The following is an 11682-nucleotide window of genomic DNA, read 5'->3' as shown; positions in this document are numbered from 1 at the left end:
GGCGCCGGTGACCACGTGCGCGTGCCCTACAAGGGCCGCAACAAGCCCGCCTTGCAGAAGGCGCCAGCGGAGCCCACGCGCCAAGCTCCGCGGGCCCGGCGAACGCGCCAACAGCTGAAACCTGGCGTGTCCTCCGCAAACTCAGCTACTGCCCACTCCTCGCAGGTCAGCTCGTCAAAGCAATCCTTGTCTTTCAGTTCCGCGAAGCGGGATGAAACACTCAGTGCACCCGTTGCCGACTCTCGGCTGGTGCCTGCGATTCCTGCCCACGGCTACGCGAGCCTGCCCGGCCTGCGCCCACCTGGTCGAATGGCCTGCAGACGCCCGTCGTGCGCCCTCCGGTCTTCAAGTGCAACGCCCCGATGCTTCATGGCTTGACCCTACGGGTGGTGATCCAGTAGGAGAGGGCGTCACCAGCACCTGAAAGAGCGCTTCGATCCGCTGGGCAAGCTCCTCCGGCTCTTCGTCGGTCAGCGCCGGCGTGCCCAGGATGCTGCGCATCAGCCACACCCCCGCCTGAAGGGACAACATCAGTTCCGCCCGGATCCCGGCCCCGTCGCCCGGCAGTTCATCGTCGAGGTGCCGTCCGGGGTGCCGTCCGATCGCCTCGCGCATGATCTGGGCGGCTCTGGGGTTGGCCGCCGACCTCAGCATGAGCAGGAACGGCTCGAGTTCCTCCGCCTCCGGCGCCGTCCGTGCCACCAGCGCCCGCGCCGTCTCGCCGGCCAGTTCCGCGCCCGTGCCCGCGATCACCGTGCGCGGCGCGAAGGACACGTCCACCGCCTCCGCGAAAAGTTGTTCTTTCGAGCCGAAGTAGCGGTTGATGAGCATCGCAGTGACGCCCGCGCGCTGGGCGATGTCGCGGACGCCCACTCCGTCGTAGCCGTACTGGGTGAAGGCGGCGAGGGCCGCGTCCAGGATGGCCTGCCGGGTGGCGGCGGCGTCGCGCCGGCGTTTGCCCGGAGCGTTGCCCTCGGACGCCGATGTGTCGGCGGGGGTGGTGGGCATGTTGGCATCACGCATGTCTACGAGTGTAGACTAAAGAGAAAGTCTACGACTGTAGACATTGAGGCATCTGACATGTCTCCGTAAATGAACGAGGGCAAGCATGGATCTTCAACTGACGGGTAAGCGCGCGCTGGTCACCGGCTCCAGCTCCGGCCTCGGCGAGGCAATCGCCAAAGCGCTGGCGCGCGAGGGCGCCGAGGTCGTCGTCCACGGCCGCGACCGGGCCCGTGCGGAGGCCGTCGCCACGGCCATCCGGGCGGACGGCAGTAGCGCCCACGTCGCGATCGGCGATCTGGCCACCGACGAGGGCGCCGATGCCGTGGCCGAGGCTGCACTGGCCGATGGGGCGATCGACATCCTGGTCAACAATGCCGGCTCATACCCGCACCGCTCCTGGAAGGAGGCCAGTGTGGCGGACTGGCGTCAGACCTACGAGGTCAACGTCATCTCCGGGGTCCGGATGATCACGCGCATCGTCCCTAGCATGCACGAACGCGGGTGGGGGCGCGTCATCCAGATCGGTGGCGGGCTCGCCCTTCAACCGGGTGCCGACCTGCCTCACTACAACGCCACCCTGGCCGCTCGGCACAACCTCGCGGTCTCTCTGGCACGTGAGCTGAAGGGCACCGGCATCACCTCCAATACCGTCGCCCCGGGGGCTATCCTGGTCGACACCGTCCAGCAGTTCCTCACCGACCTCGCTCCGGGCCGAGGGTGGGGTGAGACGTGGGCGGAGATCGAACGGAACGCGATCGAGGAGCTGGTGCCCAACGACGTCGGCCGGATGGGCAGGCCCGAGGAGATCGCCGCCGCGGTCCTCTATCTCAGCGGCCCGCTCGCCGACTACGTCACGGGCACCACGCTGCGGGTGGACGGCGGCACCATCCGCGGCGTGCACTGATCGTCCGCCGCTCTCCCGATCCCCGGCAAGGGCGCTGCGACAGCCATTACTGAGTGCATTTCATCCGGCTTCGCGCAGCTGTAGCACAAGGATGGCTTTCACGAGTTGACCTGCCAGAAGAGGGCAACAGCGGAGTTTGTGCAGGATGCGCCAGGTCTTCAACTGCGCGTTGACGCGTTCGCCCGGTGCGCGGAGCTTGGCGTGGGCGGCATTGGCGGCCTTCTGCGAGGCGGGCTTGTTGCGGCCCTTGTACGGGACGCGCACGTGCTCGACCGAGCCGACGTAGCCTTTGTCGGCCAGGACAATCAGGTCGGTGGTGTTCAGACGGCGCAGGATGCCCCAGATCCGGGCGGCTTTGAGGTCGTGTACCGAGCCGGGCAATGGCCTGGAAGAGCTGGTCGAGCAGGAAGCGACCGAGGAAGCACTGGCTCAGTTCATCGCCGCCAACGAGCCAGTGTCTATGGCGGAATTTCGCCGGCTCAGCCTCTGGGCCGGCTGGCGGACCTGGGAGAGGTCGTCAACGAAGCGCTGAGCAAATTCAGTATCGGGCTCCGCCCCTTGGACTCGCGCTGGCCAACTGTGTACTCGGTGTCGTTCCTCCAGCTGTACAACCACCTGGTGGAGAAGGCTGAGTTCCGTCAGTGCGCCAACGAACTGTGCGACAAGACCTTCGTTCGTCAGCGCGGCCGGGCGGAATTCGGCCAGCACCGCACGTCGGGCATCTTGTACCACTCGCGTGATTGCGCCCGCGCTCAGGCGCAGCGGCAGCTTCGTCGGCGCCGCAAGGCTGACCAGGCCCAATTGCTGACCGCTCCAGGTCGCAACCAGACGACGCTCATCGTGATCCTGACACTGCCTGTCCTGCCCGTCGCCACATATGCCGCCAGCTCGCTTCCGTCCACGGTCCCGGACACCGCGAACGAGGTCGGCTGGCCGGCATTCGTCTCCACGGTCGAAGGCGTGGTGGCCGCCCTGCCCGCGGACGAGCGTGCCCGGGCGGTGATCCTGACCAATGACTACAGCGAGGCGAGCCCGCTCGTCCTGCTCGGATCAGGGCTGCCACCTGTCTATTCCGGCCACAACGCGTACTGGGAATGGGGCCCGCCACCGGCCCGCCGTACGGTCGTCGTGCACGTCGGCGACCGGCGGCCGACCGACTGGAGCCGCTTTCTTCGTCGGCTGCCACGACGTGGCCCGGATCGACAACGGGCTGGGCATCCCGAACGGGGAGCAGGGCAAGGCCGTCTCGGTCTGCACCGGTCTGCGGGCGTCGTGGACCACGATGTGGCCCGGACTCCGGACCATCAGCTAGTGCGGTGACCACGAACGTTCACCGTGATCGATGATCACGCGACGCGGGTTGCCGAGCATCCCCAGCGGCGTTGGCGCTCACTGCGTACACGGGCGCGTTCGCGCCGCTGGGCGGCCAGGACGTCGGGATGGCGGGCGTTGGCGTTGCGCCAACGTAGATACGCCTGGAACTTGCGGGTCTGCACGGTGTGGTTGGGATGGTTGGAGTTGCTCTCTGCTTTGGGGCTCATCGCGCCCTCCCGAGCGGAGAGCCGAGGCGCTGGTAGAGCTCGATCGGGCGCACCACCACCCGCCAGGCTTCCAGGCGGGTCGGTCGCGGTGCTCGTCGGTGATCTTGCAAGCGATTGCGGGCTTGCTTTCGCTGGATTTCATCCTACGATGAATTAAAGGCGGCGAAAGGAGAGTCGTGATCACCGAACGTACTGGCGTGCTGGTGTCCGGAGGCGGGCCGGCGGGCATGATGCTCGGCCTGCTGCTGGCCAGAGCGGGGATCAAGGTCACCGTGCTGGAGAAGCACGGCGACTTCCTGCGCGACTTCCGCGGGGACACCGTCCATCCCTCGACCATCCGTCTCATCGACGAGCTCGGCCTCGGCGAGGGCTTCCGCGCCCTGCCGCAGAGCCGTCTGAACAGGGTGGCGTTCCCCACCCCGGACGGAGGCCAGAGCACTCTCGCCGAGTTCGGCCGGCTGCCGGGGCCATACAACTACATCGCGCTGGTGCCCCAGTGGGACCTGCTCAACTTCCTCGCCAAGGCGGCCGGCGCCGAGCCGGGGTTCGCCCTGCACATGAACACTGAGGCGACCGCACTGCTCAGGGAGGGCGAGAAGGTCGTCGGCGTCAGGTATCGCACGGCGGACGGCGCCGAGGGAGAGATCCGCGCCGAGCTGACGGTGGCTTGCGACGGCAGGCATTCCACGCTGCGACGGGACGCGGGGATGGTTCCCAAGGAGTTCCCCGTGCCGTTCGACGTCTGGTGGTTCCGCCTGCCCAAGCGGGAGAGCGAAGGGGGCGCGCCTGCCAGCATCCTGCCGGTCTCGCAGGGCAACGAGATCCTGCTCTCGCTGAACCGCGAGGACTTCTACCAGGTGGCGTACTTCATCCCCAAAGGTGCGGACGCGCGGCTGCGGGCCAAGGGAATCGAGTGGTTCCGCGAGCGCGTCGCCCGCCTGCGTCCGGACTTCGCTGACCGGGTGGACCACCTGGAGAACATGGACCAGGTGGTCATGCTTGACGTGAAGCTGAACCGCCTCGACCGCTGGTACACCAACGGCCTCCTGCTCATCGGCGACGCTGCGCACGCCATGTCGCCGGCCGGCGGCGTGGGGATCAACCTCGCCGTCCAGGACGCGGTGGCCGCGGCCGCCGTCCTGGCCGGGCCGCTGCGGCGGCATGCCGTCACCCGCGCCGACCTGGCGGCCGTGCAGCGACGCAGGCAGCGGCCCGTCGCGATCATGCAGGCGTTCCAGCGAGTGATCCAGCGGGTCGTCTTCGAGTCGGCGTTCGAGGGCAAGTTCGCGGGTCCGCCCAAGGCGCTGCTCTACCTCGGCCGGGTGGTTCCAGGCTTCCGCTCGCTACCGGCCCGGCTCGTGGGCTTCGGTCCCCGGCCAGAGCATGCCCCCGCCTTCGCTCGCCGACGTCCGTAGCGGGTCCTGCCGCCACCTGGGCAGGAAGACGGCCGTGCCGGCCAGCAGGATTTCCCGCGATCGCGACCGCGACCGCGGTGCGGGCGATCGTCAGCCCGGGTCAACACTCCCCACAGGGCCGTGACGACGGCGACGGCCGCACGCCCGCTGATGGTCCAGGCAGTGAGCACGTGGGCCTTCGCGTCGGTCGCGGTGCGCTGCAACGCGTCGAGGGTCCGCCGGCCGCTCACCTCTCCGGCAAGGGCCAGGATGGCGGGCCGCTCGTAATAGGCGTTCGCGATGCCGGCCTCGTTTCCGGCCGCGTACGCCTCGGTGAGACTGTCATAGTCGTTGGCTCGGGACGGATGTGCGGGCTCAACGTGATTTTCGGGCACGGTAGGCAACCGCCGCTCCCAGCGGCCAACTATCGTTCACAGCCACAAACCAGCGCGCCCCTCCGGGCCCGGCCCGGAAACTGTCGGCGCACCGGTGCATGAAGTGGTCAAGTTCCTGTGCCACGGCGAGATCAGCTCGTACTGGCTCGGGGTGCACGAAGCGGTCATCACCCGCGACGTCTCGCCCGATCCCAATGCGGTGAGCTGGGTGGGCTGGCTGACGAGCGCCGAGTGGAGCGAAGCCGTGAGGCAGCACCGGTTCATTCCAGACGGGTAGGAGGCGCTCCGCCGATACCCGTAGGTCCGACTTCGCAGAGCGTTATCAAAGCTCATGATCACGCGGATTTGTCGTCAGGTACGGTTCCAGCCGGACAAGCCGTGTCCGTAAATCTTGTTACTAGGGTGTTCGACCGGTGAGAAGATCGGGGGTGCTCCGAATAGCAAACGCAGGACTCGCAAGATTGCCGGAACCGCTGCACGCGCTTGCGCTGAAGCACCGTGAACTGCTGAAGTTCGCGGTGGTGGGTGGAACAGCGTTCTTAGTGGACAACACGATGTTCTATGGGCTGAAGCTGACCATTTTGGAACCGAAGCCGGTGACCGCGAAGATCATCGCGGTGCTCGTGGCGACGATCGTGTCCTACGTGTTGAACCGCGAATGGTCGTTCCGGACCAGGGGCGGCCGCGAGCGCCGTCACGAGGCGGCGCTGTTCTTCCTGGTCAGTGGCGTCGGTCTAGTGCTCAGCTCCGCGCCGCTATGGATCTCCCGGTACGTATTTGGCCTGGAGACCCCGGATGTGAGCCTGGTGACCCAGGAGATCGCCGACTTCATGAGCGCGCAGATCATCGGCACGCTGATCGCCATGGTCTTCCGCTTCTGGGCGCTCCGGAAGTGGGTCTTCCCCGACGAGAAGGCCCAGTCCGGTAGCGTGCGGCTGGCTTCCGCTCCCGATTCCACGGACAAGGCGGCTTGATGGCAGCGAATCCAGAAGCTGTTTCGGCGGTGGGACTGCTTCATGCCGCTGCTGCGCCCCACGGGCCCGGCCCCGCGGATGGCCGCGAATAGATAGCGAACGAAAGTCCCGTAAGTCCGACATCACGGAGCGTTATCAAAGCTCGTGATCACGCGGCCTTGCTCGGACAGTGCTCATGATCAGCTCGGCCAGGTAGACGGCCGCCTTGTCCTTGTCGTCGCCCACCGACGTGAGCAGGGCGGCCATGTACTCGGCGGGGTAGTTGGCCTTCAGGTACGCGGTCCAGTAGGCGACCAGTCCGTAGCCGGCGGTGTGCGACTTGTTGAACGCGTACCCGGAGAACGGCAGCATGACGTCCCACAGCGCCTGGATCGCCTCAGCCGAGTAGCCGTTGGCTCGCATGCCAGCCGAGAACTTGTCCCACTCGGCGTCCAGGACCTCCTTCTTCTTCTTGCCCATGGCGCGGCGCAGCAGGTCGGCGCCGCCGAGCGTGTAGCCGGCCGGCTCCCGGGCGACGGCCATGATCTGCTCTTGGTAGACGAGCAGGTGGAAGGTGGTGCCCAGGATCGGCTCGAGCGCCTCCTTCAGCTCCGGGTGGATCGGCTTGATGTCCTGGCGGGCGTTCTTGCGGTGGGCGTAGTTGGTGTGCGCGTTGGCCGCCATCGGGCCCGGCCGGTACAGGGGCGAGGACGGCGGCGATGTCCTCGAACCGGGTGGGCTCCATGAGCTTGAGCAACTGCCGCATGGGGCCGCCGTCGAGCTGGAACACGCCGAGGATGTCGCCGTGGGCCGGCAACTTGTACGTGGGCTCGTCATCGAGGGGGAGCGTCTGGGTGTCGAGCTTGATACCCCGATTCCGCTCGATGATCTTGATGGCGTGGTCAATGATGCCCAGGTTTCTCAGGCCCCAGGAAGTCCATCTTGATCAGGCCTATGGCTTCGCAGCTTGGGTAGTCGAAGCCGGTGATGATGACGCCGTGCTTGGCCCGCATGTGCATGGGGATCAGGTCCAGCAGCGGCGCCGAGGCCAGGATGACCGCGGCGGCTGCACGCCGGTGCCGCGGATCAGCCCTTCGACGCCGCGACCGGTGTCAATGACCTTGCGCACGTCGGTGTCGCTTTCGTACAGCGCGCGAATTTCGGCGCCTTCGTTGTAGCGGGGGTAGTCCTCATCGAACAGTTTCGCCAGGGGGACGCCCTTGCCCATGACATCGGGCGGCATCGCCTTGGTGATCTTGTCGCCCATCGCGAACGGGTAGCCGAGGATCCGGCTCGCGTCCTTCACGGCGGCCTTGGCCTTAATCGTGCCGAACGTGTTGACCTGCGCGGTGAACTCACTGCCGTACTTCTCGGTGACGTAGGCCACCATGCGGTCGCGCTGGCGGTCGTCGAAGTCGAGGTCGATGTCCGGCGGGCTGATCCGCTCGGGAATGAGGAACCGCTCGAACAGCAGGCCGTGCTCCAGCGGGTCGAGCACCGCCCACAGCTCGTCGCTGACCTCCCACGGCTTCAGCTTCGCCACCCGCGCTCCTCCCGCCATCGCTACAGCGAGAGATCAAAGCACCTGTGTAGTGGCCTTGTAGCGACTCTGTGGGGGCGGTGCGGTACCGTCCGGCTGTCGTGATCAACTTCGATTAGTCCCAACCGAAGCAGGACATCACTGGCCGCGGGTCGGAATCGCCATGGCGGCAGGTCGATGTCCAGCCGTACGGCAAGGAGTATCCCATGTCGGAACGTGAAGGAAATCTCGTACGGAAGGTGGCCTTGACGGCTGCCGCGTTCGCTGCCGCGTCCGCGGTCGGAGTCGGAGCAGCCGGTGCCGCTTCGGCTGCCGAGTCCTCTCAGGCGAATCTCTCCGAGGTCGCGGCGACCACCGACCAGAACAGCGCGCTCGGTGCGGTGCTGAACCGGGTGACCGCCGACGACGACATCTTCCGTCCTACCGGCAGTTTCAACAGGTGACGGAGCGGGTTCGTTCCCGTGGCTGATCGGGCCGTGTAGCGGCCTGCTGGGACACGAAGGGCAGAGAGGCGAAGGACATCGTGATCGAGCTACCGATCGTGCAGGTGAAAGAGCGAGCTGCCGAATGGCCGACTCAGGACGTGACCGATCAGGCGCTTGCGGATCCGTCCTGGCGCCCTCTGCCCTTCGTGGAATTCGCTCTCAAACTCCACGGCCGGTGCAACCTGGCCTGTGACTACTGCTACATGTACGAGATGGCCGACCAGAGCTGGAAGAACAAACCGGTGGCCATGTCACGCGAGACGATCGACCAGGTCGCCTTCCGGCTCGGAGAGCACCTGCGGGCTCACGCCGACGAAATTCAGGGAGCGTCGGTGAGGATGCACGGCGGCGAAGCGCTGCTCGCCGGCGCGGATCAATTCGCGTACGCGGCGCGAGCGTTCCGGAGCGCCGCGCCGTCCGAGGTCCCGCTGCGGCTCGTCACCACCACGAACGGCGTGCTCCTTTCTGACGAGAAACTACTGAACGTCCTGCGCGAACACCGCATCGGTGTCACGGTCAGCCTCGACGGCGACAGCGAAGGCCAGAACCGTCACCGCAAGTACGCCAACGGCCGCGGCAGCTATGACCTGGTGATGCGCGGCATCGAGGCTCTGAACCGCCCCGCTTACCGTGACCTCTTCGACCTTGTGCTGTGCACCATCGACCTGGAGAACGACCCCCTGACCACCTACGAGGCGCTGCTCGCCACCGGGGCGCCGGCCGTGGACTTCCTGATGCCGCTCGGCAATTGGTCGTCTCCTCCACCGGGATGGACCTCCGGGGACGGGGGCACCGCGTATGCGGACTGGCTGATACCGATCTTCGAGCGCTGGTATTCCACGGTGCCGCTTCCGACCGGTGTCAGGCTCTTCGAGAACATCATGACGTTGTGCCTCGGCGGTCATGCCTACACCGAGGAGCTGGGGCTCAACCCGTTCCAGCTCATCGTCATCGAAAGCGACGGAACCATCGAACTCGGCGACGCATTGAAGTCCGCCTACGAGGGCGCCCCATTCACCGGCTTGAACGTTTTTCGCGACACGTTCGACGACGCGCGACTCCTTCCGGGCGTCGTCGCCCGGCAACGAGGGGTGGCCGACCTGTCGCCGATCTGCGTTTCCTGCTCGATCCGGGATATCTGCGGGGCCGGCGAGTACAGCACTCGATACCGCGCCGGCTCGGGATTTCTCAATCCTTCCGTCTACTGCGCCGACCTGGCCAAACTGATCTGCCACATCCGCGACCGGGTGCTCGCCGACGTGGAACGGTTGAGGGCCGAGCGTGCGGAGGCAGGCTGAGAATTGGAGCCGGCGGTCCGCATCCCGCCCGGTGGACACACCGCGGTGAAGGGAGAGCGGGCCATTCCTGGCGGAGATCCCGGACGAACAGGAGCGGTGGGCAGCCCTCGCCGAGCCGCCGCTGCATGAGCGGACGGGAGAGCACCGGTGGACCCAGGACGCGGCCAAGCGCCGGGGTCGGGCATCGGGTCGACCGCCCGGTTACCTCAAACGGGCCACCTTGACTCCGCCGGTGCTGACGTTCCGTCTGGAGTTCCCAGGCGGCCGCGATAGGCGCGGCGGTACGCGGTCGGCGTGGTGAGCGCGTCGCGCGACAGGTGCAGGCGCAGGCTGGCGGCTGTGCCCAGCCCGCACCGGTGGGCCACCTCGTCCACGGGCAGGTCCGTGCTCTCCAGGAGCCGCCGTGCTTCGATGAGGCGCTGCGCGGTCAGCCAGCGCAGCGGGGAGGTGCCGGTCTCGGCCGCGAAGTGCCGGGCGAACGTACGAGGTGACGATCCCGCCCGGCGGGCCAGGTCGGCGACGGTGAGCGGTTCGGTCAGCCGGTCCAGGGCCCAGGCGCAGACGGCGGTCATCCCGGGCCCGCCGGCCGGCAGGGGACGCCGCAGGAACTGCGCCTGGCCTCCCTCCCGATGCGGAGCCACGACCAGGCGCCGTGCGAGTTGGACCGCGACCTCCGCGCCGTAGTCGGTACGCACGAGGTTGAGACAGAGGTCGATGCCTGCCGCGAACCCGGCGCTGGTCGCGATCCTCCCGTGGTCGACGTACAGCAGGTCGGGCTCCACCTCGACGGCCGGATAGCGGGCCGCCAGATCGGGCGCGTCCATCCAGTGCGTGGTCGCGCGCAGGCCGTCGAGAAGGCCGGCAGCGGCCAGCGCGAACGCCCCCGGCGCGACGGCGAGGAGCACGTCGAACGGCTCACGCCCGGTCGCGTCTGCTATGCCGAGCCGGGCGACGAGCACGTCGCGCACCCCGTACCCGAGGCCAGGATCCTGGTCATCGAACGCAAGGGCAGCATCTGATCCGCCGGTGTGCCGGGCCGAGGTAGCCGACATCGTGCGGGCCGTAGCGGCCTGACCTGCACAACCGATGTGATCGTGCCAGTGGTCTGGCGCCGCTCACCACCGGTCCCAGTGCAGAACCTCCTCCCGCGGTATGCGGGGAGCGGGTTTGAAGTCGGTGCCGATGGTGAAGGCCAGCGGGATGAAGGCCGCCAGCATGACCTCCTCGTACGGCACGCCGAGCACCTTGGCCAGCTCGCGTTCGAGCGGTCCCTGGGCGGTGGTCCACACCGTGCCCAGGCCGCGCGCCCTGGCGGCCAGCATGAAGCTCCACACCGCGGGCAGGATCGATCCCCACGCACCGGCCTGTACGGCCACCGGGGCGCGTTCGGTGCGTCCCTCCACGCCCGGGATGACGAACGCGGGCACCCGGTGGATGTTGTCGGCCAGGTGGCGCAGGCCGTCGAAGACCCGCTCGGTGGAGCCGGGATGGTAGTTCATCCGCCGCACGTCGCGTTCGGTCAGCGGCTGCCCGGTGGCCAGCGGTAGGGCGCGCAGGAAGATGTCGGCCACGGCCCGCCGCTGCTCGGCCTCGGTCACGACCGTGAAGTGCCAGCGCTGCCGGTTGCGCCCGGTCGGTGCCTGTACGGCCAGGTCCACGCACTCCTCGATCAGCTCGCGTGGCACCGGGCGGGTGAGATCCAGGCGCTTGCGCACGGCGCGGGTCGTGCTCAGCAGCTCGTCGGGGGTGAGGTCCAGCGTCACGATGTGTCTCCTTCAGGCGGTGGGGGCGGGTACGGGTGCGGGGCGGCGGGGGCGCAGGCCGAAGATGGCGACGAGAGCGCCGAGCAGGGAGAAGCCGCCCGCCATCAGGAAGGCGATCCGGTATCCGGCCAGCGTGGAGCCGCCCAGCGTCATCATCGCCGCCAGCACCGCCACACCGATTCCGGCGCCGATCTGGACGGCGGAGGTGACCAGTCCTGAGGCCAGCCCCTGCTGCTCGTCCGGCAGGCCGGCGACGGCGGCGATGTTGAGGCTGGGGAAGGACAGCCCGTTGCCGATGCCGTGGACGAGCAGCGCGGGCAGCAGCACTGTGAGGTAGTCGCCGGTGGCCCCGGCCCGCAGGAACAGCAGGATGCCCGCGCCTTGGACCAGCATTCCGGCGGCGG

At 67.7% G+C, this 11682-nt stretch carries 13 protein-coding genes and 3 pseudogenes; 9 read left to right on the top strand and 7 right to left on the bottom strand.

Translation table 11 applies throughout. The annotated features are described in order from the left end of the window. Window positions 1–215 (top strand): annotated as a pseudogene (locus AB0J09_RS39740) (IS5/IS1182 family transposase); the annotation flags it as partial. Window positions 216–345: 130 nt separating this feature from the next. On the opposite strand, the gene AB0J09_RS39735 reads toward AB0J09_RS39740, so the two are convergent. Next, window positions 346–1023, bottom strand: a complete 678-nt coding sequence (locus AB0J09_RS39735) for a TetR family transcriptional regulator (protein WP_360702773.1) — start codon at window positions 1021–1023, stop codon at window positions 346–348. A gap of 85 nt (window positions 1024–1108) precedes the next feature. On the opposite strand from AB0J09_RS39735, the gene AB0J09_RS39730 reads away from it, so the two are divergent. Next, window positions 1109–1909, top strand: coding sequence for an SDR family NAD(P)-dependent oxidoreductase (locus AB0J09_RS39730; protein ID WP_360702771.1), 801 nt, complete (start codon window positions 1109–1111; stop codon window positions 1907–1909). 60 nt (window positions 1910–1969) lie between these two features. Here the strand turns inward: AB0J09_RS39730 and AB0J09_RS39725 are convergent. Further along, window positions 1970–2293, bottom strand: a pseudogene (locus AB0J09_RS39725) (transposase family protein); the annotation flags it as partial. A gap of 204 nt (window positions 2294–2497) precedes the next feature. Between AB0J09_RS39725 and AB0J09_RS39720 the strand changes: the two are divergent. After that, a complete protein-coding gene (locus AB0J09_RS39720; RefSeq protein WP_360702769.1) occupies window positions 2498–3229 on the top strand; it encodes a hypothetical protein in 732 nt (243 codons plus the stop codon). Between the two features lie 26 nt (window positions 3230–3255). On the opposite strand, the gene AB0J09_RS39715 is transcribed toward AB0J09_RS39720, so the two are convergent. After that, window positions 3256–3450 (bottom strand): hypothetical protein, encoded by a 195-nt coding sequence (locus AB0J09_RS39715; protein WP_360702778.1) that lies wholly within the window; start codon window positions 3448–3450, stop codon window positions 3256–3258. Between the two features lie 176 nt (window positions 3451–3626). On the opposite strand from AB0J09_RS39715, the gene AB0J09_RS39710 reads away from it, so the two are divergent. The 3 genes from AB0J09_RS39710 (at window position 3627) to AB0J09_RS39700 (ending at window position 6213) form a co-directional block, all read left to right on the top strand. Further along, window positions 3627–4865 carry an FAD-dependent oxidoreductase gene (locus AB0J09_RS39710; protein WP_360702766.1) on the top strand — a complete coding sequence of 413 codons (1239 nt, stop codon included), beginning with the start codon at window positions 3627–3629 and terminating at the stop codon, window positions 4863–4865. Between the two features lie 468 nt (window positions 4866–5333). Further along, the gene (locus AB0J09_RS39705) at window positions 5334–5516 is read left to right on the top strand and encodes a hypothetical protein (RefSeq protein WP_360702764.1); all 183 of its coding nucleotides are present in this window, start codon (window positions 5334–5336) and stop codon (window positions 5514–5516) included. A gap of 184 nt (window positions 5517–5700) precedes the next feature. After that, window positions 5701–6213 carry a GtrA family protein gene (locus tag AB0J09_RS39700; protein WP_360702762.1) on the top strand — a complete coding sequence of 171 codons (513 nt, stop codon included), beginning with the start codon at window positions 5701–5703 and terminating at the stop codon, window positions 6211–6213. 183 nt (window positions 6214–6396) lie between these two features. On the opposite strand, the pseudogene dnaE reads toward AB0J09_RS39700, so the two are convergent. Beyond that, a pseudogene (gene dnaE / locus AB0J09_RS39695) lies at window positions 6397–7687 on the bottom strand (DNA polymerase III subunit alpha); the annotation flags it as partial. Window positions 7688–7938: 251 nt separating this feature from the next. On the opposite strand from dnaE, the gene AB0J09_RS39690 reads away from it, so the two are divergent. The 3 genes from AB0J09_RS39690 (at window position 7939) to AB0J09_RS39680 (ending at window position 9816) form a co-directional block, all read left to right on the top strand. After that, window positions 7939–8175, top strand: a complete 237-nt coding sequence (locus AB0J09_RS39690) for a hypothetical protein (protein WP_360702760.1) — start codon at window positions 7939–7941, stop codon at window positions 8173–8175. An 80-nt stretch (window positions 8176–8255) separates the two neighbouring features. Next, complete coding sequence (locus AB0J09_RS39685) at window positions 8256–9515, top strand: FxsB family cyclophane-forming radical SAM/SPASM peptide maturase (RefSeq protein WP_360702757.1); 1260 nt, start codon at window positions 8256–8258, stop codon at window positions 9513–9515. A gap of 67 nt (window positions 9516–9582) precedes the next feature. Continuing rightward, the gene (locus AB0J09_RS39680) at window positions 9583–9816 is read left to right on the top strand and encodes a DUF6192 family protein (RefSeq protein ID WP_360702775.1); all 234 of its coding nucleotides are present in this window, start codon (window positions 9583–9585) and stop codon (window positions 9814–9816) included. Here the strand turns inward: AB0J09_RS39680 and AB0J09_RS39675 are convergent. From AB0J09_RS39675 to AB0J09_RS39665, 3 genes are all read right to left on the bottom strand, one after another. Further along, entirely contained in the window at window positions 9722–10567 is an 846-nt protein-coding gene (locus AB0J09_RS39675; protein WP_360702754.1) for a helix-turn-helix domain-containing protein, read from the bottom strand. The two genes, AB0J09_RS39680 and AB0J09_RS39675, sit on opposite strands and share 95 nt — an antisense overlap. A gap of 63 nt (window positions 10568–10630) precedes the next feature. Then, window positions 10631–11278: a nitroreductase family protein gene (locus tag AB0J09_RS39670; protein ID WP_360702751.1), complete on the bottom strand. Its 648-nt coding sequence runs from the start codon at window positions 11276–11278 to the stop codon at window positions 10631–10633. A gap of 12 nt (window positions 11279–11290) precedes the next feature. Continuing rightward, window positions 11291–11682, bottom strand: a 392-nt coding sequence (locus AB0J09_RS39665) for an MFS transporter (protein WP_360702749.1), incomplete at its 5' end; no start/stop codon positions are given.

The organism is Nonomuraea sp. NPDC049784 (assembly GCF_040659615.1).
GTDB lineage: Bacteria > Actinomycetota > Actinomycetes > Streptosporangiales > Streptosporangiaceae > Nonomuraea.
This window is presented reverse-complemented; position numbering and strand designations above follow the sequence as displayed.